This is a genomic window from Halogranum rubrum (genome assembly GCF_900114455.1).
GTDB lineage: Archaea > Halobacteriota > Halobacteria > Halobacteriales > Haloferacaceae > Halogranum > Halogranum rubrum.
In genome coordinates this window covers 641293-667409 of sequence record NZ_FOTC01000001.1, presented here as the reverse complement: position 1 = coordinate 667409, position 26117 = coordinate 641293, and the positions used below count along the sequence as shown (strand labels likewise).

The 26117-nt window shown below is 63.3% G+C and carries 31 protein-coding genes; 16 read left to right on the top strand and 15 right to left on the bottom strand.

What is annotated here, in order from left to right:
- Positions 1-210 precede the first annotated feature (210 nt).
- A complete protein-coding gene (locus BM083_RS03130) occupies positions 211-627 on the top strand; it encodes a DUF7563 family protein (RefSeq protein WP_143085667.1) in 417 nt (138 codons plus the stop codon).
- Positions 628-824: 197 nt separating this feature from the next.
- Positions 825-1079 carry a DUF7123 family protein gene (locus BM083_RS03125; protein WP_049894305.1) on the top strand — a complete coding sequence of 85 codons (255 nt, stop codon included), beginning with the start codon at positions 825-827 and terminating at the stop codon, positions 1077-1079.
- Between the two features lie 229 nt (positions 1080-1308).
- Here BM083_RS03125 and ftsZ read toward each other — a convergent pair whose 3' ends face one another.
- From ftsZ to BM083_RS23095, 3 genes are all read right to left on the bottom strand, one after another.
- Positions 1309-2547, bottom strand: a complete 1239-nt coding sequence (gene ftsZ / locus BM083_RS03120; protein WP_089865623.1) for a cell division protein FtsZ — start codon at positions 2545-2547, stop codon at positions 1309-1311.
- A 524-nt stretch (positions 2548-3071) separates the two neighbouring features.
- A complete protein-coding gene (locus BM083_RS23920; RefSeq protein ID WP_009376473.1) occupies positions 3072-3200 on the bottom strand; it encodes a hypothetical protein in 129 nt (42 codons plus the stop codon).
- Between the two features lie 161 nt (positions 3201-3361).
- Positions 3362-3535, bottom strand: a complete 174-nt coding sequence (locus BM083_RS23095; RefSeq protein WP_177197521.1) for a hypothetical protein — start codon at positions 3533-3535, stop codon at positions 3362-3364.
- Between the two features lie 128 nt (positions 3536-3663).
- Between BM083_RS23095 and BM083_RS03115 the strand changes: the two genes are divergently transcribed.
- On the top strand, positions 3664-4014 hold the full coding sequence (locus BM083_RS03115; protein ID WP_143085666.1) for a hypothetical protein: 351 nt from the start codon (positions 3664-3666) through the stop codon (positions 4012-4014).
- Between the two features lie 195 nt (positions 4015-4209).
- Positions 4210-4335 (top strand): hypothetical protein, encoded by a 126-nt coding sequence (locus tag BM083_RS23915; RefSeq protein ID WP_281244150.1) that lies wholly within the window; start codon positions 4210-4212, stop codon positions 4333-4335.
- Positions 4336-4362: 27 nt separating this feature from the next.
- On the opposite strand, the gene BM083_RS03110 is transcribed toward BM083_RS23915, so the two are convergent.
- Positions 4363-4536 (bottom strand): XapX domain-containing protein, encoded by a 174-nt coding sequence (locus BM083_RS03110; RefSeq protein ID WP_049894128.1) that lies wholly within the window; start codon positions 4534-4536, stop codon positions 4363-4365.
- Positions 4537-4648: 112 nt separating this feature from the next.
- Positions 4649-5524: a mechanosensitive ion channel family protein gene (locus BM083_RS03105; RefSeq protein WP_089865617.1), complete on the bottom strand. Its 876-nt coding sequence runs from the start codon at positions 5522-5524 to the stop codon at positions 4649-4651.
- Between the two features lie 96 nt (positions 5525-5620).
- Between BM083_RS03105 and BM083_RS03100 the strand changes: the two genes are divergently transcribed.
- Entirely contained in the window at positions 5621-5845 is a 225-nt protein-coding gene (locus BM083_RS03100; protein WP_089865614.1) for a hypothetical protein, read from the top strand.
- A 23-nt stretch (positions 5846-5868) separates the two neighbouring features.
- Here BM083_RS03100 and BM083_RS03095 read toward each other — a convergent pair whose 3' ends face one another.
- On the bottom strand, positions 5869-6741 hold the full coding sequence (locus BM083_RS03095; RefSeq protein ID WP_089865611.1) for a hypothetical protein: 873 nt from the start codon (positions 6739-6741) through the stop codon (positions 5869-5871).
- Positions 6734-7330 (bottom strand): menaquinone-dependent protoporphyrinogen IX dehydrogenase, encoded by a 597-nt coding sequence (gene hemG, locus BM083_RS03090; RefSeq protein WP_089865608.1) that lies wholly within the window; start codon positions 7328-7330, stop codon positions 6734-6736. The genes BM083_RS03095 and hemG overlap by 8 nt, the downstream gene beginning before the upstream one ends.
- 175 nt (positions 7331-7505) lie before the next feature.
- On the opposite strand from hemG, the gene BM083_RS03085 reads away from it, so the two are divergent.
- The 3 genes from BM083_RS03085 to BM083_RS03075 all read left to right on the top strand — a co-directional run bounded on the left by BM083_RS03085 (position 7506) and on the right by BM083_RS03075 (position 9377).
- Positions 7506-7730 (top strand): hypothetical protein, encoded by a 225-nt coding sequence (locus tag BM083_RS03085; protein WP_089865606.1) that lies wholly within the window; start codon positions 7506-7508, stop codon positions 7728-7730.
- Between the two features lie 7 nt (positions 7731-7737).
- Positions 7738-8622, top strand: coding sequence for a hypothetical protein (locus BM083_RS03080; protein ID WP_089865603.1), 885 nt, complete (start codon positions 7738-7740; stop codon positions 8620-8622).
- An 86-nt stretch (positions 8623-8708) separates the two neighbouring features.
- The gene (locus BM083_RS03075) at positions 8709-9377 is read left to right on the top strand and encodes a DUF998 domain-containing protein (RefSeq protein WP_177197520.1); all 669 of its coding nucleotides are present in this window, start codon (positions 8709-8711) and stop codon (positions 9375-9377) included.
- Here BM083_RS03075 and BM083_RS03070 read toward each other — a convergent pair.
- Positions 9363-10034, bottom strand: a complete 672-nt coding sequence (locus tag BM083_RS03070) for a DUF4166 domain-containing protein (protein WP_089865601.1) — start codon at positions 10032-10034, stop codon at positions 9363-9365. The genes BM083_RS03075 and BM083_RS03070 overlap by 15 nt on opposite strands.
- Before the next feature lie 241 nt (positions 10035-10275).
- Between BM083_RS03070 and BM083_RS03065 the strand changes: the two genes are divergently transcribed.
- Both BM083_RS03065 and BM083_RS03060 read left to right on the top strand, forming a co-directional pair.
- On the top strand, positions 10276-11133 hold the full coding sequence (locus tag BM083_RS03065; RefSeq protein WP_089865599.1) for an ABC transporter ATP-binding protein: 858 nt from the start codon (positions 10276-10278) through the stop codon (positions 11131-11133).
- Positions 11130-12776, top strand: a complete 1647-nt coding sequence (locus BM083_RS03060) for a hypothetical protein (RefSeq protein WP_089865596.1) — start codon at positions 11130-11132, stop codon at positions 12774-12776. The genes BM083_RS03065 and BM083_RS03060 overlap by 4 nt, the downstream gene beginning before the upstream one ends.
- A gap of 7 nt (positions 12777-12783) precedes the next feature.
- On the opposite strand, the gene BM083_RS03055 is transcribed toward BM083_RS03060, so the two are convergent.
- Both BM083_RS03055 and BM083_RS23090 read right to left on the bottom strand, forming a co-directional pair.
- A complete protein-coding gene (locus tag BM083_RS03055; protein WP_089865594.1) occupies positions 12784-13824 on the bottom strand; it encodes a sodium:calcium antiporter in 1041 nt (346 codons plus the stop codon).
- Between the two features lie 83 nt (positions 13825-13907).
- Positions 13908-14045 (bottom strand): hypothetical protein, encoded by a 138-nt coding sequence (locus BM083_RS23090; RefSeq protein WP_177197519.1) that lies wholly within the window; start codon positions 14043-14045, stop codon positions 13908-13910.
- Positions 14046-14077: 32 nt separating this feature from the next.
- On the opposite strand from BM083_RS23090, the gene BM083_RS03050 reads away from it, so the two are divergent.
- The 6 genes from BM083_RS03050 to BM083_RS03025 all read left to right on the top strand — a co-directional run bounded on the left by BM083_RS03050 (position 14078) and on the right by BM083_RS03025 (position 19611).
- Positions 14078-14488: a DUF7994 family protein gene (locus tag BM083_RS03050; RefSeq protein WP_089865591.1), complete on the top strand. Its 411-nt coding sequence runs from the start codon at positions 14078-14080 to the stop codon at positions 14486-14488.
- Between the two features lie 78 nt (positions 14489-14566).
- Positions 14567-15106, top strand: a complete 540-nt coding sequence (locus tag BM083_RS03045; RefSeq protein WP_089868326.1) for a phosphopantetheine adenylyltransferase — start codon at positions 14567-14569, stop codon at positions 15104-15106.
- Between the two features lie 48 nt (positions 15107-15154).
- Positions 15155-16144: an ArsA family ATPase gene (locus BM083_RS03040; RefSeq protein WP_089865588.1), complete on the top strand. Its 990-nt coding sequence runs from the start codon at positions 15155-15157 to the stop codon at positions 16142-16144.
- Between the two features lie 151 nt (positions 16145-16295).
- Positions 16296-17237 carry a UbiA family prenyltransferase gene (locus BM083_RS03035; RefSeq protein WP_089865585.1) on the top strand — a complete coding sequence of 314 codons (942 nt, stop codon included), beginning with the start codon at positions 16296-16298 and terminating at the stop codon, positions 17235-17237.
- A gap of 181 nt (positions 17238-17418) precedes the next feature.
- Complete coding sequence (locus BM083_RS03030; protein WP_089865582.1) at positions 17419-19068, top strand: sensor histidine kinase; 1650 nt, start codon at positions 17419-17421, stop codon at positions 19066-19068.
- 93 nt (positions 19069-19161) lie between these two features.
- Positions 19162-19611, top strand: a complete 450-nt coding sequence (locus tag BM083_RS03025; RefSeq protein ID WP_177197518.1) for a response regulator — start codon at positions 19162-19164, stop codon at positions 19609-19611.
- Positions 19612-19817: 206 nt separating this feature from the next.
- Here the strand turns inward: BM083_RS03025 and BM083_RS03020 are convergent, their stop codons facing one another.
- From BM083_RS03020 to uvsE, 5 genes are all read right to left on the bottom strand, one after another.
- Positions 19818-21167 (bottom strand): sulfatase family protein, encoded by a 1350-nt coding sequence (locus BM083_RS03020; RefSeq protein WP_089865576.1) that lies wholly within the window; start codon positions 21165-21167, stop codon positions 19818-19820.
- 60 nt (positions 21168-21227) lie between these two features.
- Complete coding sequence (locus BM083_RS03015) at positions 21228-22811, bottom strand: COG1361 S-layer family protein (RefSeq protein ID WP_089865574.1); 1584 nt, start codon at positions 22809-22811, stop codon at positions 21228-21230.
- Between the two features lie 82 nt (positions 22812-22893).
- A complete protein-coding gene (locus BM083_RS03010) occupies positions 22894-23688 on the bottom strand; it encodes an ABC transporter permease (protein WP_089865571.1) in 795 nt (264 codons plus the stop codon).
- On the bottom strand, positions 23681-24565 hold the full coding sequence (locus BM083_RS03005; RefSeq protein ID WP_089865567.1) for an ABC transporter ATP-binding protein: 885 nt from the start codon (positions 24563-24565) through the stop codon (positions 23681-23683). The genes BM083_RS03010 and BM083_RS03005 overlap by 8 nt, the downstream gene beginning before the upstream one ends.
- A 423-nt stretch (positions 24566-24988) precedes the next feature.
- Entirely contained in the window at positions 24989-25897 is a 909-nt protein-coding gene (gene uvsE / locus BM083_RS03000; protein WP_089868323.1) for a UV DNA damage repair endonuclease UvsE, read from the bottom strand.
- Positions 25898-26117: the final 220 nt, after the last annotated feature.

The following is a 26117-nucleotide window of genomic DNA, read 5'->3' as shown; positions in this document are numbered from 1 at the left end:
GACGACAACGAAGATCTCCTCTTTGGCGGCGTGTGCGTGTGAGTTCGCTGAGAACTCTTCGCCGAGTTCGAGCCGGTGCCAGTTCAGGGTGGGAAAATATTCTGATACACCAGAACGTCTGTATTGCCGGAGTATGGACTACATACCGGCCCGTACGTTCTCGATACTTATTGTGTATGGACTCGTGACACTAATTCGGAGGGAAGAGAAATGCCAGACTGTGCAACCTGTGGAGGATACGTTTCGCCCGACTTCGTACGTGTGTTCGGAGACAACGACCGAGTCGTTCGATCCTGTCCATCGTGCCGTGGAACCGCACCCGAACCCGCCTCGACCGAGAACGTCGTCGCGGAGACCGGGACCCGAACCGACGTCGAGACACACGCGCCGAGTGTGTCCGCGGACGGCGGTGAGCGTATCGAAGAAGACGAACCACTCGACGAAACCGAGACCGAACCGTCGCTGACTGCGGAGTCGGACGACGGTCTGACGAGCGACCCCGTGGACGAACGGCAAGGGACGTCCACCGGTGTCGGCAACGTCGATGTCGCGGAACCCGAGACGGCGGCGGCGGCCGGAACCGACCGGTCACCACTCGGATTCTTGCGCTCTGTGTTCTCCAGATAGCCCCCACACAGGGAGTTGGTAGTCGAGCCGTGCAGACAGAGATAACGCTTTAGCAGAGCTTTATAAAGCGTCTCGAAGCTTCGTAAAACGTCTTTTGAATATCGATTTACTCGGATTTGAGACGAATCAGCCGAAATTTGACTTCACATTATCGACACTATATGTCCCCGGAGTTCCTTGGGGGAAGTGAAGTCACCATGAGCACAACTGCATCACAACCCTCCGTCGAATCGCCCTCCAAAGAGCTTCGTCTGGCGAACTACCTCCGCGAGAAAGCAGCCGAGAAAGGCGGCGAGCTCTACTTCAAGGGGAAGTTCATCGCCGACGACGTCGGCCTCTCCTCGAAGGAGATCGGTGCGCTCATGCTGAAACTGACCGAGTCCGCTACGGACATGCAAGTCGAGAAGTGGTCGTACACGAGTGCGACGACGTGGCGCGTCGAGTTGGCCTGAGCGCCGACGACACGCCGACGTGACCGAGACGCACAACCGACTTCGACTCCCCGCTCGCAGTTCGGCCACTCCCGCTTCATCGCCCCTCCCCCTCCGCTCTTTCTTCGGAACGACGACGTCCGTCAACCCTCTCACCTCGTCGGCTAGTGGCAACGAAGTCGGTCGAAATCGAGTGCGAGTGACGTCGAAGAACGACGCACGCAACTGCGTTCGCCGTACTGTCTGTGAGTTACTGCTCGGCGTCGTGTCGCTCAGGGGTGAGGTTGCGCGGCGTGACACCCGTCGCGATGAGCATGACGCGCATCTCGTCGTCGATGTCGTCGTCGACGGAGGCACCCCAGATGATACGCGCGCCGGGGTCGACGCGCTCGTAGATGTCTTCGACGACACCTTCGGCCTCCGCGATGCTCATGTCCGGACCGCCGGTGACGTTCACGAGAACACCGGTCGCCGTGCTGATGTCTGCGTCGAGCATCGGCGACTGCAGTGCGGAGGTGATGGCGTTGTCCGCGCGGTAGTCGCCCTGGCCTTCGCCGATGCCGACGAGCGCCATCCCGCCGCGACCCATGATGGTCTGGACGTCGGCGAAGTCGAGGTTGACGAAGCTCTCGGTGGTGATGAGTTCGGCGAGACCCTTGACCGACCGCATCAGCACTTCGTCGGCGACTTTGAACGCCTGTTCGACCGGGAGGTTGCCGACGGCGTCCAGCAGTCGGTCGTTCTGGATGACGATGACCGTGTCACTCTCCTCGCGGAGTCGCGAGAGACCACCCGTCGCGTTCTCCATCCGGACGCGTCCCTCGGAGGCGAACGGCATCGTCACGACGCTGATGGTCAGTGCGCCGGTCTCGCGGGCAGTCGCCGCAACGACGGGAGCCGACCCGGTGCCGGTACCGCCACCCATCCCGGCCGTGACGAACACCATGTCGGCGTCCTCGACGGCGTCGCGGATGTCGTGGCGACTCTCGTGGGCCGCATCCGCGCCGTTCTTCGGAATCGACCCGGCACCGCGGCCACGGTCTTTCCGCCCCTCTGCACCGAGGAGAATCTTCTCGTCGGCGTTCGCGTTGACCAGGTCGTGGACGTCGGTGTTCGCGGCGACGAGCGTCGTCCCTTCCACGCCGACTTCGGCGAGGCGGTTGATGGTGTTACAGCCAGCACCACCACAGCCGACGACGGTGATGTTCGTCTCCAGCGTCTCCAGTACTTCGAGGAGCTCCTCGTCGGTCATCCCCGGCTCTGACGACGAGGGAGACCGCTTTCGTTCGGCGTTCGACACCAACTCGGAGGCATCGAACGACGCGTCGTCCTCGAGTGTCTCTCCGTCGTGGCTGGGCCAGCCACTCTCGTCGTCGTTGTCTTCGAGCGAATCCTCGTCGTGGTCGGGCCACTCGCTCTCTTCGGCTTCCAGCGCTTCTTCGTCGTGGTCGGGCCACTCACTTCCGTCGTCGTTGTCTCGTGAGTCCATTGAGTAGTGGCGCTTTCGACCACGAGGGCAAAAATGGGCCGGCTACGTCCCGAGGTGTTGGCCAAAGACGGAACTCGTGGTCGTCGACCGACAGTGACCCAGGAGCAGCCGACGACGTGAGAGTAGAGATAACGTCACTCACAAAGAGTTAGCCTGCCACCGCCTAGCGTTTTGCCACGTCGATTCGGAGCCGTGGTAGTCACAGAGTGGCGACGGCGGGTGACTCGTCGCGTGAGAACTCTCTGCGCGGCGGTCGATGGCTACGGAGAATCAGTGTGCGAGTGACGACGGGCGGCACAGTAGCGGAGCGCTGAACGACTGGGGTACGCTGTCGTAGTTACTCTGCGTGTAGAACCCACCGGAACGCACCCTCCGAGATGTACCCGGTGGGTTTGAGTGTGGCATTCCGGTGGTATCCATGCGAAATGCATGGATAGTTCTCTGTTGTCCCTGGAATTGTATGAAGCTACTGCTATCCAGTGGAACAGTGAGAGAGGTACGACGTTAGACGCCGCGTCTATCCGTCACTCGGCCGGTTCTGGAAGGCATCCAGCGACGAGAATCGTCATCTCGGCGTTGACTCGGCTGAGTCCTCGCTGGATATTGCTGTAGTCGCGGTCGGCGGGTCCCGTCCGCGAGGTAGTACGACGCATAACAACCGCACTGTACGACTGGATGCCACTAAGGTATGCACTGGGTATTTCCCGCTAAACAGACGTGAACAGTCCTAAACGATTCACTGAGAACTCCCACGATCTGTACGGAGAGCGGCCAATACCCGTGAGGAACGTTCACACAGCACAGAAGTGGTTAGTTACCGCTTCGCGAGGTAGCGTGCGACGACGGCAATCGGAATGACGGGGATCGCCAGCGCTGTCACCACGAGACCGATGAGGATGAGGACCTTCACTACCGTCCCCGAATCATCCCAGACCGCTCTGGTCACGTCGTCGATACCACGGGCGATTCGCGTGAGTCTGCTGACCATACACGACTCTTCGTCCCCACGGTGCCTGTGTGTTTCGACGCATCCCGACCGTGTGTGGTATATACAACCCACAGCCCGATGTGTAAGCCAATCGTGAACTCGGTACAATGCGCGGAGAGCAATACGAGATGCACGAACCGAGGTGGAGAGGTACCGCAGACAGCGACGTGAACGCCGTGAACGGCGTGAGAGTAGAGGAAATCGAAGATGGAGGAGCAACCGGTCCAGCAGACCCTGCACACTACCTCCTCTCGCGTTCGGGCTTCCCACCCGACGACGACGCCGACCTTGAACTCCGCGTCGTCGACGATGCGTCGAACCTCAACCGGGAGTTGCTCTACGCGGCGCGCCGTCGACTAGCGGAGTTACCCGGACTCGATCCGGCACCGAAGGCCGTCCTCGACGACCGACTCGTCGAGTTGCTCACGACTCACTTCGACGAGGGTGAGAGGCAGTTACGTGGTGCGACGCCACAGTGACTCGCGACGAGCACTCTCTCGGAAGATAGCCGTTCGCAACGACGAATTAATCTCTGTGAAACAGTCTATAGGTGCATGCTACCGGCTACCAAGAGCGGTCAGTGAGCAGAGCGGTTCAGAGCGGTTTGGAGCTCTATTGAGCACTCTCGTTCCCTCATAGTTTCGTTCATCTGTGCTGGCAGTGAGACGAGGTGTATGGGACGAGTCGACCAGCCGAACTTCAGTCAGATTCGAACAGAACTGGGCCGCGTGAACGCCGAACTGACCGTACTCGAAGCCGACCACCTCCCGGAACCGGCCACGCCGCGACTGTCAGTCTGACGAACTCCGGCGTCTCGTCGACTCCGTTCAGAGGAGTGCGACCGTCGCCCACTCCACGAGTCGGTAGCCGAGGAAGACGCCGACGACACCCATCACACCGGCGAAGTTCGGCGGCGCGGGTATCGGGACGCCAGCGGCGTTGAACACAGCGCCAGTCAGCATTCCAGTCACAGTCGCGAGAAGTACGAGCGTGAGATCCATCGTGCCCGACAACTGGGCTGTCCGTAGAAATCGCTTGTGAGTTCGCGGCCGCCGTGCACACGAGTGACGCACACGGAGACGCCGAGAGTGTCGTACACGAAGGCCGCCACCGTCACTCGCTGTGAGCGTGAGTCGCGTGACCGTCGTCCGGGTGGGTGACTTCGAGGCTCCCGGTGAGCTGTTGGTAGGGGTACGGCATCTCGATGCCGGCGGCGTCGAAGCGCTCTTTGACCGACTGGATGTACTCCGAGCGAATCCGCGTGACGTCTGTCCGTGCGGGATGGTGAACCCAGAACCGCGCCTCCAGTGAGACGGCCGACGGGCCGAGTTCCTGCACGAAGACGCTCGCACGCGGGCGGTCGAGGATGTCCGGATGGTTCGTCGCCTCGTCGACGAGAATCGACTTCGCCTCCGCGATATCACAGTCGTAGCCGACACCGAACGAATACGTCAGGCGGAGATGCTCTTTCGCCACCGGATTCGTCACGGCGTTGGCGGTCAACTCCGAGTTCGGAACCGAGATGAGTTCGTTGTTGAAGGTGTGGACGCGAGTGACGCGGAAGCTGATGTCCTCGATGATGCCCTCGTTCCCCTTCCACTGTATCCAGTCGCCGATGTTGAACTTCGGGTCGACGACGATGAAGATGCCGCTCACGAAGTTCCCCAGGACGTCTTTCGAGGCGAACCCGATAGCGATGGTCGCCCCAGCGACGAGCGCCTCAGTCGCTTTCAGGAAACTCGTGAAGTCGGAGGCGACGGCGGCGTTGAACAGCGCGAAGACGGCGATAGCCGCGTGAAACACCTTCAGAAACGGGAGTTCGAACGTGTCGTTCGTCCCCAGGGCGTCGAGGAGTCGTCTCGCCAGTGGGAGGACGACGAAGCGACCGGGCAGATAGATGAGTGTGACCGTCGCGACGAACAGGCCGGCCCCTTCGAGGAAGCCGGAGAGGCGAGTCGTCCACACGTCCGCGAGTGTCTGCAACCACATCGTTCCTGTGCTGACCCTCGACGGCTATCAATGTACGTACATCGGCCGACGAGGCGAAAGAGATAGACGGTCGGCGAGTGAGGCGTCAGATAGCCCATGTCTCTCGGTGACGACACCCCCGACAAACTCGCCTACGACCTCGCGCAGACGAACTTCGACGCCGTCGAACGCGACGGCTACCGGGCGGAGTGGTCCGACGACGACAGCGCCGTCGAAGTGTTCGAAGTCGGCGCAGACGAGCGGGTCGCCTACGACGCCGAAGACCTCCTCCGCGCGGAGTCGGACGTCGAGGTCAGAAACGCGCGGGACATCTCTCCCTGAGACGGCGTCGTCGCCGAAACGAGTTACCGTACTTTCGACTCGCCTTCTGACCGCGAGACGTGACTCCGCTCGACGCGCTGCACCGACGGTTCGAGTGCCAACACGAACCGACCAGTCAGGACGAGTGCGAGTCCGCTCACGACGCCGAAGACGACGAGCATCGGGAGCGCGACGGACTGCCCGTCGGACATCTGCAGCACCGCCATCGCCAACACGGCCAGCCCCAACGTCGCACTCTTCACCAAGAGTACGCCGGTGAGCACGTATCCCCACGGCCGACGGCGTCGAAGCCAGTACGCGGAGAGACCGAACGCGGGGACGAGGACGGCTAAGTCCAGCGACTGGACGACGGGTGTCGGGAGGCCCGTCCCAGCGAGCACGGTTGGGCGCGCACCTGCGAGTATCGCCGTCACGACGTCGACAGTCCACAGCAGACCGACTGCGACGGCGACGACTATCTGAAACCAGACGTACGCGGTGACGGAGTGACCGTCGAGTGCTCGCTTCACGAGTGTCGCGTCGAGGCGTACCACTCCGCCGACGAACGTGTAGAACGTCAGTGCGAACAGCGCGACGTAGACGAGATAGAGTTCGTTGAACGCGGTCATGAACGCGTACGTGGCGTACGTGTAGAGGAGATAGCCAGTCACACCGATCCACGCGATGTAACCCCGAACCGACCCGCGAACGGCCGCGTACAGCGAGACGGCGAGTGCGGGACAGGCGACGACGAGCGTGAGCAGGTCCTGCCCGCGTAGTTGGGGAAGCAGAACCGCGGCGTCGCGGTAGACCCCCGGAACGAGGAGGCCGACCCCGGACGCGACGACGGCGAGGACGAGAGACGTAACGGACGCGACGACGTACGGTCGGGGTACCGAAACCCGTCGCTCAGTCACCGTCTGCCTCCTGTGGTTTCGTCTTCGTTGCGTCGATACGGACTCGCTCTTCGACGAACGCGGCGAAGTCGGCGGCGAACCTGTCGACCTCGTCCCAGTCGGTGTATTCGACGTCCTCAGTCGTGTCGGTGTCGCCGACGATGTCTCTCGCGACGCGCTTCAGCAGGGCACGCTTGAGGAAGCCGTACGACGAGTAGCGAAGCGCCCCGCCGAATATTGCGATTCGGTCCGGTCGCCACTCGGTCGTTTCGACGAACTCGTCGACGTATCCGGCCGCCTCTGCCTGTCGCTCCTCGTCGGGGCTGGCAGCGGTGAGACACACCTGAAAGAACCCCGTCGGCCGTGTCGAGAGCGCGTCACGGTGTGTCTCGACGAACCGGCGAACGGCCGACTGGTGTCTCCCGCCGTGAATCGACGCACCGACGAGTACGGCGTCGTAGTCGCCGACGTCGAACGCACCACCGAGTCGTGCGCCGACGTCGACGCCGTCGGTGGCGTGGCCGCGGGTCTGCAGCGCGGCGACGATTCGCTCGGCTATCTTCGCGGTCTGTCCCTCACCGGTTCCGTATGCGACGAGTATCGAGGCCATCGTCCTTCACTAGCTGAGAGGTGCTTCGTGGAGATAATCGACCGTCTCGATTCCCAACTCGTGAGAGTCGGTAACGAGAGCGGTTCGGTCGTCGGGACGGTAACACCACGTATCTCCGTTCCCGAGCGGTGGGAAGCACAGAAGGCCACATCCCGTCCGGCGACGACTCTCTAGTATGAACACTCCCTCACCAACACCGACCGACTCGTACGGTGGCCTCGTCATCGGCGGCACGAAAATCGAACGACCGGCCACAGTCGTCGGCTTCGCGTACGAGCGAACCCGGAACATCGCCGTCAGCGCCGTCAGCGCCGTCAGCGCCGTCATCCACGGGACGTACGACGCGACACTGCTGGTGTTAGCCTACATCGCGCTGACTCTCGAGGCGGCCCCAGTGTGAGGTTGTGATGAACAGAACGATTACCCGGTTCGGGTGGGTCTGGCGAGGTGTCGTCGTCGGGGGCGGATTCGTCCTCGTACAGATACTGTCGCCCGCCATCGTGGGCTTGCTCGGGCTGTACCCGGTGGCAATCGGTGTCGACGACGCGACGGCCGTACTCGGGGGTGTCGTCGTTGCTGGCGTCGTCGTCGGCACAGTCTGCGGTCCGGTCGCACGGTCGCTCTCGGGCGGACGGCCGTGGCAGTTCTTCGTCTGGAGCACGCTGCTGTTCTCGAACGCCGTCGGCTTCCTCCTCGAAGGAACGTTCTTCGCGCCAGCGTTGGCGCCGATTGCGAATCTCCCCGGTGGTCTGCTCTCACAGCTGTTGACGGCACTCGTCACGGCTGGGTTGATCACCTGGCTGTACGTTCCTCCCGAGACGACCACGACGGTCGACCTCCGAGACCGACCGTGGCCGTCGTGGTTGGGCCGCGTTCTCGCGGCCACTGCCGTCTACGTGGTCTTGTTCCTCGTCGTCGGGAGTGTGAACTACCAACTTGTTACCCGACCGTACTACGAGACGTCCTTCGTCGGACTCGCAACCCCACCCATGGAACAAGTCGTCGTTCTCGAACTCGTCCGCGGCCTACTCATCGTGTGCTCGGTCGTACCGTTGGTCAGAGCCGTCCGAGGGAGTCGGCGACGGGGCGCACTGCTGGCAGGAGGTCTGTTGTTCGTGTTCGCAGGCGTCGTCCCGCTCCTGTTTCAGGCGTTCACGCTCCCGCCGTTTCTGGTGTTCGCGAGTAGCTACGAGATTCTGCTGCAGGTCGGACCCACGGGGGTAGCCGTCGCCTATCTGCTCGCTCCCCGAGACCGGCCCGCGCGACGCCCACCCAAAGAGACGGTGGCGTAAATCCGGCTCTCCACGTTCTCTCTCGGTGAGAACCGTCGTAGTCACTCACCGTCACTGGGCGCGTACTAGCAGTCGGTGATTGTGTGATGACTACCATCGAATCCCACGACCGACAAGCAGCGACGTTCTACGGAATCGCGTACGACAACGAGCGACTCGCGGGGGGCCTGTTCGCCCTCCTCGCCGCGCAGTTCATGACGGTCATCATGCTCGCGTCGGCGATGGCACCGGGCTACGACTTCAACGGTGCGGCGATTAGCGACCTCGGTGTCATCGACGAGACGGCACTGCTGTTCAACGCCTCACTCGTCGCCGCCGGCCTGTTGAACGTCGTCGGCGGCTACCTCTTCTACCGCACGCACGGCAAGCGGTGGCTCCTCGGACTCTTCGTCCTCGCGGGCGTCGGTGCGGCCGGGGCGGGTCTGTTCCCGCTCGACACCGGTGGGGTACACAGTCTGTTCGCGCTCGTCGCGTTCGTCTGCTTCAACCTGCAGGCGCTCGCTAGCCTGACGGCCGTCGACGGCGTGATGAAGCCGCTGTCGGCTCTCGCGGGGGTCGTCGGCCTCGCGTTCCTCGTCGTCATGGCAATCGGCGACGGCGGCAACGCGGCCATATTCGGCCCTATCGGTCACAACGGCACCGAGCGGATGATCGTCTACCCGGTGATGTTCTGGCTACTGATACTCGGTGGCTACCTGATGGGCCAGTCGGGGCGGCCGACACGCTCGGACGCTCCCACCTCACTGCGCCGGTAGCGTGGTGAGTCTCTCAGTCGGCGGCGTCGTGTCGACGTCGCCGCGTTCGCGGTCCTCCTGTGTGAACGTTCCCCGATAGCTCAAGATGTGCCCGGCGAGCGTGTTCTCGACGGTCGCCACCACGTGATACCGCTCGTCGACCTCGTCGAACCGGTCTCGAACCTCGACGCTGGCCGCGAGTGGTCCCGGCAGGCGGTGGTAGCTGTCGTCACGACGAAGCCACTGTCGGCCGCTCTCGACGACGAGCGCACCCGCCTCGACACGGGGTCGTAGCTCGCTCACCAGCAGGCCGCCCGTCCCGAGGAAGTCGAGCAATCGGTCGTTCTCGTCGTCCCAGACAGTGAGTGAGTCGAACCGCCGTCGTCGTCGCGGGAAGGCGAACTCGCGGCGCGTGACCAGTGCCTCGTGGTCGCCGTCGGTTCGACAGCCGAACGTCGTCACCGAGAACGGTACGCCCTTCCCTGCCTCTGGAAACAGGAGGTTTCGTGGCGTCATCGCGTAAAGCGCCGGGAGGACGTGCGTGCCGCGACTGATGTCCATCGTGCCGCGACCGACAGAGGCAGTCGTGCCGTCCGCATCGACGGCGTAACGGTCTCTGACCTTCGGATGCAGGTCGTCGGCTTCGGAGCCAAGCGCGTGTTCGTAGACGCCGGTCATGCGTTCTCTCCGGTGCGGCGGCGCATGAACGTTCGTGCGACGAGAGCGGAGCCACGGGAGAAGAGCGATATCGGTCCCAGAGTTTGTACACGAACACGTTCTCGCCCTCCACTGATGGTACTCGAACCCAGAACCGCACGAAGACGTACGGTGATGTGACCGCCGTCGACGACTACCGTCGTCTCACACTCCGAACCCCAACATATACGCACCAGAGCGTCGAACCGGGGGACGTTCACAGATGCCCTCCACCACATCACTCGCTATCGAAGCGACCGACCTCCGCAAGACCTACGGGTCGGAGACGGCGCTCGACGGCGTCTCGCTCAGTATCCCGACCGGCACCGTCTACGGCTTTCTCGGCCCGAACGGAGCCGGGAAGTCGACGACGATGCGCATCCTGACGGGCCTCTCGAAGCCCACTTCGGGAACTGTCCGTGTCGCTGGAACGGCCGTCGAAAACCGTCGTGCGTTCGTCCCTCACATCGGTTATCTGCCGGAGACGCCGCCGGTGTACGACGAGTTCAGCGCCCGCGAGCAACTGGAGTACAGCGCCGACCTCCGAGACATCCCGCGCGACGTCGCGACCGACCGTATCGAGCAGTATCTCGCCGATTTCGACCTCACCGACGACGCCGACAAGCGCATCCGGACGTACTCGAAGGGGATGCGCCAGAAGACGGCGTTCATCCAGAGCGTGCTCCACGACCCCGACGTCGTCTTCCTCGACGAACCGACGAGCGGCCTCGACCCGCGGGCCGCCCGGAGTATCCGAGAGTCCATCACCGACCTCGCCGCCAACGGCACCACGGTCTTCCTCTCGACACACATCCTCCCGGTCGTCGAGGCAGTCGCCGACGAAGTCGGCGTGCTCTTCGACGGCCACCTCGTCGCCGAGGGGACGCCCGACGAACTGAAGACCCGTGCGCAGACGGACGCCGGCGGGTCGCTCGAAGACGCGTTCCTCGCGGTGACGAGTGGACCCGACGTCGCAGGGGGACTGGAAGAATCCGGGACGGGCGGGTCGTCTGAGCCGTCCGAGTCGTCTGAGCCGTCAGAAGCGACCGCCCCGGCGTCGACAACCGGAGACGACGCGTGAGCGACCAGTCTCGCTCTCTCCTTCGCCACGACGTTCGCCACGGGACCCGAATCGCCCGAGCGGAGTTCGTCCGTAGCGTCCGCGAGTACCTGCAGGACAACCGCCGTATCATCGGGTTTCTGGTCGCGTTCCTGTTTCTCGGCGGGAACCTCCTGTTCATGCTCCCGACCGTCTACTTCGCCGGTCGGACTGCTCAGTCGGCGAGCACGGTTCCGTTCTTCGGCCCCGCGGCGTCGCTCGTCCCCGTCGTACTGGTGCTGTTTGCGGCCCTCCGAACGGTCGAGCGAATCAGTGGTGTCGAAGCGGAAGCGCTGATGTTGACGTCGGTGCATCCCCGAGCGGTGGTCGTCGGACTGCTCGGTGCCGAACTCGCTCGCCTCGCTCTCTGGTTCGGTCTCCCCGTTGCGCTCGTCGCAGGCGTGTTCGCGGTGGGACTGGGTGCGCCGACTCTACTGGTCACGGGCGTACTCGTGTTGCTCCCACTCGCGTGCTGTGCGGCCATCTGGGGGTACGCGCTCGGACTCGGCGTGCTTCGTCTGCTTCGCCGACTACCACGAGTCAGACGCGTCGCACAGGTGGGTGGAATCCTCCTGTTTCTCGTCGTACTCATCGGGTCGCAGTTGGTCGGCCAGTATCTCGCATTGGCGGACGTCTCGTTGGAGTCGCTGCTGTCGGTTCTCACCCTCGGTCCCGTCGTGGAGTACGTCTCGCTGGCGTTCGTCGGTACGCCGCTGGCGCGTCCAGTCGACGCCACCGGGTTCGTCGTCCTCCTCGGTCTCGTCGCGCTGACGCCGGTCGGACTGGTGCTCGCGGAGCGGCAGGCGACCACGCTGTGGTTCACAGACGACGTCGTCACCCGCGAGCGGAGTCGCTCGTCGCCAGACACGCCGCGAGAGACGACGCACTTCGCTCCGCCGAAACCGTTCGCGTGGACGCAGGCGGGTGGCGTCGCGTGGGGCATCCTCGTCCGCGCCGTCCGCAAGCCACAGGAACTGGTCCACCTCATCACCATCGTCTTCTTCGCGGGTCCCTTCGTCGGGACGTTCACACAGGCAGGGCCGGGGAGCGAGACGTCGGTGATTCTCCTCGCGGGACTCGGCGTCGTCCTCGGTGCGTATCTCTCGGGGGCCGCGTTCGGGCTGAACCCACTCGGTGACGACCGACCGCAGTTTCCACTGCTGCTCCTCACGGAGACGTCGCCGAAGACCTACGTCTACGGGCGAATCGTCGCCGGACTCACCGTGGGCCTCCCCGTCGCGACGCTCGTCCCGCTCGTCGCACTCACGCTACGTGGACTCCCGCAGGTGGCCGTCGCCTTCACGCTCGCCGGTGTCGTCGCGTGTCTCGCCGCGGCACTGTTCGCGCCGGGTCTCGGTTGTCTGTACCCCATCTACGACGCGCGAGAGATATGGGGGACGGAGTCGGTGTCTCCCTCGATGCTCGTCATGATGGCGTTCACGTTCGTCGTCATCGGCGGGTCGAGTCTCGGACTCGTGGCGACGTGGTTCCTGCTGTTCGGTGGCGTCGGGATGTCGGCTACCGTCGCCGTCGCACTCGGCTGTTATCTGCTGTTGACGGGGGGTCTCCCGCTTCTCTCGTCGTGGTACGCGCTTCGGCGGTACCGACGATTCGTCTTCGAGTGAAGCGCACTCACACCGTCTTGATGAGGCCGGAGAAGCCGAGCGTCTCGGCGACGACCCACGCGACGAACGCGAGGTAGGCGACGAGAAGCAGCGCCGATTCGAGTGACGTCAGCGAGAGGTCCGTCCGGAGGAACGTAAAGAGGAGGACCGTCGCGAGCGTCAAGACGCCGAACATCGGGACGGCGACGGCGAAGTTGATGGTCACCGTACCGACGATGAGCACACCGAGCGGGATGGCGACGAGCAGGTCGAACGTGTTCGAACCGAGGACGTTGCCGAGACTCGTGACACCTTTTCCGACGCGGGCAGACCGGACGCTCACGAGTAAGTCCGGCAGACTCGTCGCCGCCGCGACGATAGTGACACCGGCGAGGAACTCCGGAATGCCGAACGTCTGACTCAGTGATTCGACGCTCCCGACGAGCGTCTCGACGGCGAGGAGGATGAGTGCCAACCCGGCGGCGAGCAAGAGCCACGACCGGCCAACCCGCTCGACGGTACTCTCTGCGGCCTCGTGGTCGTTGACGTCCTGCCACTGGATGAAGAGATACAGTCCGTACAGCGCGAGCGGAATCGCGGCGAGCGGTCGAGTGAGTTCGCCGAGAAGGTCGACATCTGTCGCCCCCGAGACGGGGTTGTAGATGACCGCCAGCGCGAAGGTGACGACTAGTGCCGAGACGGCGATCATGTAGAACTGCGCCTCTTTGTAGACGATGGTGCGATTGGTGTCGAGGTCGTCGGAGACGGCGAGACCCGCGAGTGCGGGGATGACGAGGATGTTGAAGATGGCCGACCCGACGATTGCGCCGACGCCCATGTCGAAGACGTCGTTGAGGGCAGTGAAGACGACGCTGGCGAGTTCCGGGAAACTCGACCCGACGGCGACGACGATAGACCCCTGGACGACCGGCGGCAGGCCGTAGTGCTCGGAGAGTTCCTCGGCGGAGGTTTCGAGCCACCCGCTGCCGACCCAGATGAACGCCGTCGCGACGAGGACGACGAAAACGTTGACGAGCGGCGTGTCCGGGAGAAAGTCGACGAGGACCATGTCGGTAGAGAGGTGTGCGCCGAGAGCAAGAGGATGTCGATAACGAGCGTCGGTGTACGCAGACAGTCGAGAGACTCGGCGTGCTAACCGGGCGTCGCCGTCGACTCGTCGATGTCGAACCACGTCCAGTACACCCTCTCCTCGTACTCGACGAGGTAGTTCCCCGAAGCCGTCTGTGGCTCTTCGTCGTGTGCCGAGGCCGTCGTGTCAGCCGTCGACAAGACCTATTAGCGGCCGCCGACACCACAGCCACATGAAACAGTCGTGGTTCGTCTACATGGGACTGTTCGACCTCGCCCTCGTCGCCGGGTTCGTCGGTCTCTTCGGTCCGCAGTCGGTCTTGGTGAGCGTCGTCCCTGCGGCGATGATTCTCGCAGGAGTCTCGGCACTCGTCGCCGGGACCGTCGCCCGCATCTCGGTCGGCCCGGTGTCGGTGTCGTGGCGGTACTTCGTCGCACTCACGTACGCACTGTTCGCGTTGATTCTCCCCGCCAACTCTCTGCCTCACATCCTCGCTGGTACGGCCACGGGTGAGGAGTGGATGCTGTTCCTCGCCGGGACGGTCGGTGGGTCCACGTTGCTGTTCTACGGGGCCGACATCGTCCGGGGCGGGCGACACTTCTCGGTGGAGACCGACGTCGAGCGGCGCATCGAACTCGGCTAGAAGCGTCGCCGTCCCGCCGTCGTCCCGCGCCGTCACGTTTCCTCCACCTATATCTGAGTGGCCTGCGACGGCGAGACTGTGCCGCAGAACGAACTTCAGGAACGTATCGCGATTCTCGGCGGGACGTTCACGCCGATTCACAACGGGCATCGCGCCCTCTTGCACAAGGCGTTTCAGACCGCGAGCCACGACGGCGACGGCGACGGCCACGTCGTCGTCGGCCTCACGTCGACCCAACTCGCGACACAGACGCGGAGCAACCGGTCACACGCGGAGTTACTCGGCTCGTTCGAGGCTCGGCGCGACGACCTCGAAACGGAGTTGGAGCGTCTGAGCGGGGCCTACACAGCGTCCTACGAGATAATCACGCTGGAAGACACGCGCGGCCCCGCTGCGACCCGCCCCGACGTCGACGCGCTCATCGCCTCGCCCGAGGCGAAAGCACAGCGTCGCGCCCACGAGGTGAACCAACATCGAATCGCGAGCGGCCTGGATCCACTGGAGATTCACACGCCGCCGTTCGTCGTCGCCGAAGACGGCGTCCGTATCAGTAGCACACGCATCCGAAACGGTGAAATCGACGTTCACGGCCGGATTCTAGACGACTCCGAGCACTGACCTCCGCGACCCTCAGTTTTGTAGTGGTGTCGCCCGTCTTGTGGTGTGATGACGCGACCCGAGCAATCAGAACAATCTGCGCGAGGTCGACAGCGAGCGGCCGACGTGGTACTCTACGGTGGAAAGGGCGGTGTCGGCAAGACGACCTGTGCGGCGGCCCACGCGCTCGCACTCGGGACACGAGACCCGGCGGCGAAGACGCTGGTCGTCTCGACCGACCCGGCACACTCGCTCGGCGACGCCTTCGAGCGAGAGCTCACGGGCGAGCCACAGTCGGTCACCGACTCGGTAGACGCCGTCGAAGTCGACCCCGAACGCGGGCAAGAGGCGTACCGAGGCGTGGTCGAAGCACTCGCCGACGAGTTCCGCGACGCTGGGCTCCGATTGGGCGACGATGACTTGGAACGACTGTTCGAGGCGGGGTTGGTCCCCGGTGGCGACGAGGTGGCCGCACTGGAGTACATCGCCCGCTACGCGAACACCGACTACGACCACGTCGTCTTCGACACCGCACCGACCGGTCACACGCTTCGACTCCTCGACCTCCCGGCAGTGCTCGGCGAGACGCTCGGCGTCGCCGGCGAAGTCCAACGGCGCGTCAACCGAACCGCCCGAGCGGCCCGGAGCATGGTGTTCGGTCCCGCCGCGTACTGGGGAGCGACAGACGAGTCGGACGAAGTCGCGTCGCTTCGTGACCGCGTCGACACCGTCGGTGCCCTGCTTCGCGACCCCAGTCGAACTGCCTTCCGCGTCGTCCTCACCCCTGAATCGATGGCGATTTCGGAAGCCGAGCGACTCGTCGCCCGCCTCCGCAACGCCTCCGTGCCAGTCGATGCGATGGTGTTGAACCGCCTCTTCGAGAACCGCGACGACTGTTCGTGTGACCGCTGCCAGCGCGATGCGGCGCGGCACGCGCGGCGTCGAAAGGAGGTCGACGACCGATTCGACCTCCCCGTCAGCCACGTCCCACAGTTGGAAGGCGAAGCTCACGGCCTCGACGCGCTCACGAGACTCGGCCCGTCGCTGGTGACCGAGTAGTACGAACTGCGGTGTCGGCTGAGACGAAACCCGAAGCGAGGAGTGGGAAACGAGACGTCAGGGACCACTTACTTAATGCTGTTATGTAATAATGTTAAATTAGATGGCAGATTAACCTGGTCGTTTCACGCACTTCTGCCGTCGGTATCCCATGCCTGATCAATCCACACAGTCGACCCATGCGGACAACGTCACTCCAGCGTATCGTACGCTCATCGAACATCTCTTTTCGGCGGCCAGACGAACGAAGGACGCACTGCTGTTCAGTTCGGCGTATCTCGTCGCCATCGCCCTTGCAGAGTCTGTTACCGTCTTAATTGCGCTCTCGCTCCCCGCGAACCCCGCACCGCTCGTAGTCGGATTGGTCACGTTTGCAGTGTACATGGGCGACCGACTCGCCGACGTCGACACCGACGAGGTATCGAACCCGACACAGTCAGCGTTCGTCCGCCGACACGAGACGCTCCTCTCGGTTCTGTCGGCAGCAGCGTACGGACTAGCTCTCGCTATCGCGCTGTTCGGTGGGCCGATGCCGCTCGCTATCACGCTCCTTCCGGGCGCGTTCTGGGTGCTCTACGCCTCGGAGTGGCTTCCGGAGGTCGGCACCTACTTCCAGCGGTTGAAAGAAGTACTCGTGCTCAACACCTCCATCGTCTCACTCGCGTGGGCAATCTCACTCGTCTTCCTGCCACTCGCGTTCGTGAATAGTCTGTTCACCCCCGCTGCTGCCGTCGTCTTCGTGTACTTCTTTCTCGACTCGTTCGTCAACACGGAGATTCCGAACGTCCACGACCGGTTCGCCGACGAGGCAATCGGTGTCTCGACGCTCCCCGTCGTCTTCGGCGTCGCCCGGACGCGACAGATTCTCTACGGTATCAACCTCGCACTCGTCGCCCTCGTCACCGGCGCATTCGTCCGCGGAGTACTCTCGACTCCCGTGTCCCTCGCGCTCCTCGGTGGTCTCGGCTACACCCTCGTCGTGACGGCGTTTGTCGGACGGACCACGCGTCACACACGACTCGCAATCGCCGGTGAGGCGAAAGCATTCGTCGTCGTCGCCCTCTTCGCACTGGCGACGGTGGCCGGCCTGTAGGTCACGACGAGTCGTTCTCACGCTACCACTGTCCGGCAGAGAGTTAGCCACTGGTTCACTCAAAACTGGTCGATTGTTGATATATTTTATAGTAACTATGTTTGGAATTGCCAATAGTCATTGGGTTTGATATATGCCGGCAGCGATGCTTGTCCTAGCCGTGGTCACTTCCGAGGTCTTAATGCTCGTTCTCTCTGCGTCGGTCGCCATCGGTGCTGCGGCCACGATTCTGGTCTGGCGAGCACGCCCGGAACCGGGCGCAACGCCGCTTGTCGGACTGTTAGTCGGTCAGTGCTGGTGGTCTGCCTGTATTCTGTTTCAGCTTCGGGCACCGACTCAACAGGGAATCTTACTCTGGACTGATCTCTCGTGGATCGGCGTGATGACGATTCCCGCCTCGTGGTTCCTCTTTTCTCTCGACTACACCGGACGTGACCAGTACATCCGTCCCCGCTACATCGCACTGTTGTTCGTCGTTCCCGTCCTGACCGTCCTCTTTGCGCTCACGAGTGACTATCACCAGTTGCTGTACGTCGTTTCCCTCTCGTCCAACGAAACTGGCGTCGTGATGGTCGAAGAAGCGGGAGCGTGGTACTGGGTCGCCGCAGGCTACACGTACCTCCTCGGTATCGGTGGGATGGTTCCGCTTCTCGGATTACTCACGAGCGAGAGTTCGACGTTCCGCGGACAGAGTGCGACTCTGTTCGTGGGACTGCTCGTCCCGTGGGCGACCAACTTCCTGTATCTCGCCGGACTCTTGCCGTCGCTAGGTATCGACCCGACGCCGGTCGCGTTCTCTATCTCCGGTGTCGCCTACCTAGGTGCGCTCACCCACTTCGGACTACTCGGGACGGTGCCGACGCCGAACGGACGCGCACGACAACTGCTCTTCGACCGGATGCAGGAGGGCGCTATCGTCGTCGACGTCCACGACAACGTCGTCGACGTCAACGATAGCTGTGTGTCCATTCTCGGCATCGAGCGCCGTGACCTATTGGGTGCCCCTGCTGAGACCGTCATCCCAGAGTACGAACGTCTCCCGGACGACGGTTCTCTCTCTGGCCCACTGACGATTACCACCGAAAACGACTCCCGCCCGTACGACGTGACGGTGACTGCCATCAGTAACGGTCGCGGAACACCTATCGGACGAGTCATTCGGTTCCACGACATCCGCGAGCATCTGCGACAGCAGCAACGACTCACGGTTCTCCACCGAATCCTTCGACACAACATCCGGACGGAGACCAACATCATCCACGGCTACATCGACCAGTTCGCAGACGACAAGAACGCCCAAATCGTCAAGAAGCGAGCACTTCGAATCGACGAAATCGGCGAGAAGGGTCGAGACGCTATCGAACTGTTCGACGAGGTGCGGGGAGGCGAGTCACCAGTGCCACTCACCACTCTTCTCGAACAGTGCGTCACCACCGCCCGCAACACACATCCTGCTGCGACGATTCAACTCGACGTCCCCGACGAGACAGTCGTCGTCGACTCGGTGCTCGAACCCGTCCTCTCGAATCTCGTCGAGAACGCTCTCGAACACAACCCGAGTGAGAACCCACACGTGTGGGTGGCAGTCGACGCCGGAGACGACGTCTGTATCGAGGTTGCAGACGACGGTCCGGGTATCGAGGAGTACGAGTTGAACGTGCTCGACGACGGGATAGAGACACCGCTGAAACACGGGAGTGGACTCGGACTGTGGATCGTCAAGTGGGGAGTCGACATCGCCGACGGCGACATCCGGTTCGCAGCGAACGACCCAACGGGCCTCGTCGCCACCGTCGTCGTCCCTCGCTGTGACGACGCGAAACGGTTGTGAACTGTCTAAACACCAGTCTGTGACTGTTGCAAGACTGTTTCAACGGTGGGACAATCTGTATCACATATGTGTTCTGGGGGATATGGTGGTACTATGATATCCGACACCTGTGCCGACATCGTCTACGTCGAGGACGACCCGCTGGCGGGCCGACTGCTCGAAGAGGTGTGCCGTTCCAGTGGAACGCCCATGCGCGTTCGAACCGTCCACAGTCGAGACGCGGCGGTGGAGGCAGTGGCACACGAGGAGCCCGACCTCGTGTTGGTCAGCGTAGAGTTCGGCGGCGCAGGCGGCCCGTCGGTCCTCAAAGACATCCACGAGAAGGTCGACATCACGTCTGCACCAGTCGTCCTCTTCGGAAACGCCGAGAACGTCGTCGACATCTCCGGTGCGTACGAGAGTGGTGCGGACGCGTACGTCCAGAAGCCGTCGAACTTCAGCGGCCTCCTGAACACGGTCGAGCAACTCGTGGCACCCGCCCAGCGCACGAAACAGCTCTACCCACACGGCACGCACGCACAGCCGGTTCGCGAACGAGCCTAACTCTTCTTCGAAAACACAGGTGTCGGCTCGCAGGCAGTTCTTCTCGCAGTGTTACCACATCCGGCGTCGCATCGCTGTCTCTGTCGAGTCGCTCTTCGACCAGGGCAAACGCCGAGTCCGAGTCGAGTTCGAGAGGTACCGATGGCGAGCAGTGGAGAGCGGCTCTCGAGGGGGTTTTCTCGCCGCTCAGGGGCGCTCTACTACCGTCACCGCTTCGCCCATCGAAGCCCTGCCGGCCCCTCTCGGGCCGTCGTCTTGAGGTAGTCTTGGGAGACACCGCTCTTCTCTTCGACCCACTGGAACATCGTCGTCCGTAACTCCTCGACGAGTGCCGGCCGGTCGTCCACGAGGTTCTCTTGCTCCCACGGGTCGTCTGTGAGGTTGTACAACTCGAGGCGCTCGAGTCGGTCGTCCCACAACCCGGCGTGATAGGTGCGAACGAGTTTCCACTCTGCGGACCGAATCGCGCGCTGGGCAGTGTAGAGACCGTGTTCGACGACGACGAACTCTCGAAGGGATTCTTCACAACCTTCGAGCGACGACCGAAGTGACCGTCCCTGCCACCGCTTGGGAGCGTCGAACCCCGCGTAGTCCGCAATCGTCGGTGCGATGTCGACGTTCGTGACGGGAGTGTCGACTTCTGACCGAAGGGGTGCGGCGTCGGCCGGCGGTTTAACGATTAGCGGAATTCGTTGGGTCCCCTCGTACGTGCTCCAGTGTTCGCTGTATAGACCGTGTTCGCCGAACTCCTCACCGTGGTCTGCCGTGACGACGAGCAGGGTGTCGTCGTAGAGTCCCTCTGCTTCGAGAACGTCGACGATGCGCCCGACCTGTTCGTCGACGTAGCGAATCTCGTTGTCGTACGTCGCGAGCAGGTCGGCGAGGTCGGCGCGGCTTTCGATTCCCCGTCGTGAGGCCGAATGCCACGTGTCCCACTCCTGGTGGGCGTCGATGGTCGCCGCGGTCGGATACGGCGGAAGCGGGTAATTCGCGGCGGATTTGCTCTCGCCCAACCCAGGTTGGTTGTACGGCGTGTGCGGGTCCCAGAACTGGGCGTACAGGAACGTGTCGTCGCCTGCGTGTTCTCGGAGTCTGTCGATAGTGAGGTCGGCGACGGTTTCGGCCCGCGGCGTCTGGAACGACTCGCGCTTGCCGGCCGGTTCCTGCGGATGGAGGAACTCGTGCCAGAGGTGGTAGAACCAGGGTGCGGGATGACGCGGAAACGAGGAGACGCCGACGGTCCGGACGCGCTTGTTGAAGAACAGTTCCGGAAGCGTCCACCACGCGCGAGTGTACTTCGTATCCGCCAAGACGTGTGGGGACTGGAGGATGCGGCCCCTCGGACCGTGCGTGGTCACGCCGTTGCTCAGCCCGTAACGCCCCGAGAGGAACGCCGCTCGCGACGGCATACAGGGAGAGTTGGCCGCGTAGGCAGTCGAGAAGACGGTCCCGTCCGCCGCGAGACGGTCGATGTTGGGCGTGGTCTCCAACTGGTACCCGTAGGAACTCACGTGGTCCGGCCGCAACGAATCGATGTCGAGGACGACGACGTGCATCGTCTGTGACTCGAAGACACACTGCAAAACTCTAGGGAGCGTTTCCGGAGCCTTCGACAGTTACCGTCGGAGCCACCACCACCCACCGGCGAGGACGGCCAGTACAGTGAGCGTCCCCACGCCGAGTACGAGGAGGTCACTGCTCGCCGACTCGGACTCGGTGACGACGACCGGGACCGAGTGTGGACCCGAGACGACAGTCCGGTCGTCCGTGTCCGCCGTGACGTTGAGTGCCACCGCGTAGGTGTTCACGACGGCGTCCTCCGAGACGGTCAACTCGAAGTTGAGCAGCGCCGACTCACCCGGTTCTAGCCGGGGGACGAACGACTCGGGTGCGTCACTGGAGAGCGGAGCCTGTGCGAGGAGGTGCGCGTCGACGTCGGTGAGCGGTTCGTCTCCCGTGTTGGTCACCCGAACCGTGAACCGGTTGCTGGAGTCGACGTCGAACGTCGCGTTGACGGGTTCGACCGCGAGATACTCGCGTTCCGGAGCGACGTCGGCCGAGAACCGATACGCGTCGCTCGTGCGCTCGTTGTTCCCCGCCGTCTCGTAGCTGACGGCGACGTCGAAGAGTCTCGGTCCCGCCGTGGCTACCCTGGAGACGTCGCCGGTGAACTCGAACGAGACGCGTTCGCCCGCGTCCAGCGTTCCGACGGGGTACGTCTCTTCGACGAACGTAATCGCCCGTGAGGGAGTTGTGATGTGAACGACGGCGTCGTCCACGGATTCGGAGCCGTCGTTGACGATGGTTCCACTGACTGTCCCACGGTCACCGACCGCGAGCGTCGACCGGACGTCGTCGACGCCGAACGGAATACGGCCGAGCGGTGTCACACCTACTGCATCCGGGTCGGTCGAAACCGTGTCGCCACTGGTGTCACTGAACGTCGTGACTACCTCGAACGTGTAGGGTTGCGCGCGAACGGCGTCACCCGCCGTGACGACGTAGGACACCGACCGCTGTTCACCGGGTTCCCACGACCCAACGTAGCGACTGCCCGACGGAGCCCCGTCGAAAGTGAGACTCGCGGCCGTCGAGGTGAGGACGACGCGGGCGTTCGCAGCGGGCTTCGTCCCGACGTTCTCCATCGTGAGCGTGACCACGCCAGTACTGGCTGGCTGAAGGTCGGTCGTCGCACCGAGGACCTGGAACCGGGCCTCGTCTTCGATGGTGAGTGGAACCGTCGTGCGCTTCGTTCGCGTCGTCTCGTCGACGGAACCGTCTTCGTCGATTTCCGCCTCGTACGTGTACCGGACGACGACCGGCAGGTCGTACGTACCCGGTCGAGCGTCGTCGTCGACGGCGATGTCGACGGCGACGGTACTGACGGTCCCATCCGGTAGACTACCTATCTGTTGCCGTGCCGTCTGGACCGTCACGGGCGCTTCCCCGGACTTGACCGTGATACTCACGCCGCGGGCCGTCGTGACACGTTCGTTCAGCGTCGGGTCTGTCGTCGAGGCGGTATCGAGGTCCGCGTCGTTCGAGAGGGTGAACTGAAGCGTCGTCTCTTCGCCGACGCTGACGATGTGGTCGGGCAGCGCGACGTCCAGCGTCGGCGTACCTTCGACGGCCGCGACGGTCGACCCCGAGGCGAGTGAACTCACGAGGAGGAGGACGACGACGACGAGTCGACGTATCATCGCACGTCTCCCTCGTGGGCCGTGGTGCGGACGTCGAATCGAGTCGGGTGAGTCGGTAGTACGGGGAAAGGGGCGTATCTGGTCATAGTTCGGCCTCTTGGAAGCGTTTGCAGCTTACGATCAGCAAGACGAGTGCAGCGACGAGCAGGACGAACGCGCCGCCGACGTCGTAGGTACCGTCGACGAGAATCTCGGTGGGGTCGAAGTAGCGCGTCGGACTCGCCGTCCCGAGCCACTCGTAGTCGGTTCCCGCCGACACCGTGTCGACGAGAAAGAGGAGGAAGACAGCGGCGAGGCTTCCCCGTTGGGCGAGATCGGCGCGCATCAGCGCGACGGAGAGGAAGACGCCAATCGCTGCACAGACGAGCAGGTACGGAATCGAGAGGAGGTGAACGACGACGATTGCGGCGAAGTCGAGCGGTTCGTCGATGAGTATCGCGCCAGCGAGGACGAACAGCGGGACGACGAGGTTCAACAGGACGATGGGGACTAAAAGCGAGAGAATCTTCTCGACGAGGACGGTCGTCCGCGAGACGGGTGCGGCGAGCAAGATGTCCAGTCGACCGCTCTCGATGTCGCCGGCGACGGTGTTCCCCGCCGTGTAGGCAATATAGAGACCCAACATCAACAGCCAGATGAACTGGTACACCTCCGTCGACAGGAACCCCTCGAGGGTGGTGAGTGCCGCGCCCGAGACGCCGAACCCCTCCTGGAAGGCTGGTGGGAGGCTCTCGACGTACGCCTCGAAGTCGACGCCCGACGCCGCAATCGACGGGAACAGTCCGACGATGAGGAGAGTGAAGACACCGACTCCGAACGTGAGGACGAGCGAACCCTTCACCCGTGAACGTGCCTCGTAGCGCGTTATTTCAAACATCGCTCTCTCCGTAGTAGTGCATGAAGACGTCCTCCAGCGGTGGCTCTCCGACGTCGAGGTCGACGACGTCGTAGTCCGCGAGCAGCGCGAGCAGTTCGTTGTAGTCACCGGTGAAGGTGAACTGCGCCTCTCGGTCGGCCTGCTCGAAGTTCACGACGCCACCCAGGTCGGCCGTCTCGGGGTCGAGCGGCGTCGCCGTGTTCACGCGAACGAGTTTACCGCCGCGTTCGAGGAGCGTCTCGATGTCTTCGAGCGTGACGAGATGGCCGTCGCGGATGAACCCGACGCGGTCACAGACGCGCCGGACCTCGCCGAGGATGTGCGAGGAGAACACGATGGTCGTCCCTCGGTCGCGCTCCTCGCGGAGGAACTGGTTGAACCGCTCTTGCTTTATCGGGTCGAGTCCGGCGGTCGGTTCGTCCATGATGACCAACTCGGGGTCGTGCATGAACGTCTGGACGATGCCGAGCATCTGTTTGTTCCCCGTCGAGTAGGTTCCAATCTTTCGACCGAGCGGCGGGTCGAACATATCGAGGAGTTCCGCGCGTCTCTCGTCGCCCTTGAGCGAGGCGTGAAAGTCGAGATACGTGGCACCCGTCGCTCGCTCGTCGAAACTCGGGCTGCTCGGGAGGTAGCCGATGTGGGCTTTCGTGCGCGTCAACGCGCCGCTGTCTCGGATATCCGCGCCGAGTACGCGTGCGGTTCCGGCCGTGGGTTTCTGGTAGCCGAGGAGGGTACGAATCGTCGTCGTCTTTCCGGCACCGTTCGGTCCGAGATAGCCGAAAATCTCCCCCTCCTCGACGGAGAACGAGAGGTCGTCGACGGCGACGACGTCGCCGAAGTGTTTGCTCAGATGAGAGACGTCGATCGCACCCATGCATATTCCTACTCACTGAGAGGATATAACCGGTTCAGCCAATTCTCGACCGTCGAGAACGGTCTCGCTCTTCGACTACAACGTCGAGTCCCGAGAGCGGCCCGCTCTCTCCACCGGGTTCGAACTCGTATCGGAACGCGTTGTGCAGGTCCCTCTCGTATCGGAACGCGTTGTGCGGGTCGTCCCCTCGATGCATTCGCCCGGCGGGTCGTCGACCGGTGCCGACGACGGTAACGACGTCTACTGTGTTCCTGTTCGGTTATCGCCTCTCGAAACGCCTCGACCGCCGCGTCGTCGGGAGAGATACCGTGTCTGCGACCGCACGAACCGCTACAGGTGAACCGTCCGTCGTGTTCGCCGAGAGTCGTCGACATGCTACGTGGACGTTCGCTGGCCCCCGGTGTCGGAATCGGGCCTTGCTTCTCAGGCCGTCGACCGCGCGTCGGAGCGAAGCGCCAGCAACGCTCGCTCTTTCGCACCGGCTTCGAGCATCACGTCCGACTCGTCGGTGAGCCACGCGGGTACGTCGGCAACGTACTCCGAGTGCGCCTGTGGTCGTGCGTCCGTGCCGTCGTGGAGTCGTTGTGGCTCGGAGTAGTGGCTGATCGGTCGGACGGGCCACGTCACCTTCGCGCGGTCGAAGGCATCGCGGTAACTGAGGCCACGGTCGGTGAACTGGTGGTGGTGGTAGTCGAACGTCGTCGGCACGTCGAGCGGGTCGGACACCTCCGCGACGAGTTCCGGAACCGACCAGCAACTCTCCGTATCGTCGTTCTCGACGGTGAGGCGTTCGCGGGCCGCGGGCGAGAGGCGTTCGACGGCGGCGCGAAACCGTTCCGCCGTCGCGGCTTTGTCACCGTAGTGCGCGCCGATGTGGACGTTGATGGCGTAGTACGGCGAACGGTCCAGTCCCAGCAGGTCGAGCCACTCGCCGTGGTTCTCGAGGGTACGTAGCGAGTTCTCGACCGTCTCCTCGGATTCGCTGGCGAGTTTACACCAGTGGTCCGGGTGGAAAGTCAAGCGCATGCCGTTGTCGACGACGAACTCGCCGCACTCGCGTGCGACGTCGCGAATCTCGTCGTAGTCCGGAAGCTCCTCGAGGTCGTACTGGGAGTGCCACGGCACGAGGTCCGACGTACACCGATAGAACGAGATGTCGTTGTCGCGGTTCCACGCGAGAATCTCCCGGAGGTCCCGGAAGTTCTTGAGCGTCAGATCGGAGGCGTAGGGAAGCCCCTTCGACTGCCACGTCTTGCGCTGCATGCCGCGGTTACAACGCAACGGCGTCTCCCGCTCACGGAGTGTGTGGTTCATACACGCGTAGCCAAGCACCATTCACGGTTCGTTGGGCCCGACTACGGTTAGGCCGTGCGATTCGCGAGAACTCGAGAGATGGCTGCTCCCCCCACACGGTGGGTCCACGTCCCCGACCGGATCCAGAGCACTGTGACCACCGCTCGATTTCTCGTGACCGAGGTTCTCGCTGAGAGAGTGCGACAGGTTCGGTCTTCGCAGTGAGAGACGCTGGTCGGAGACTACCGCTGTGTTTCGC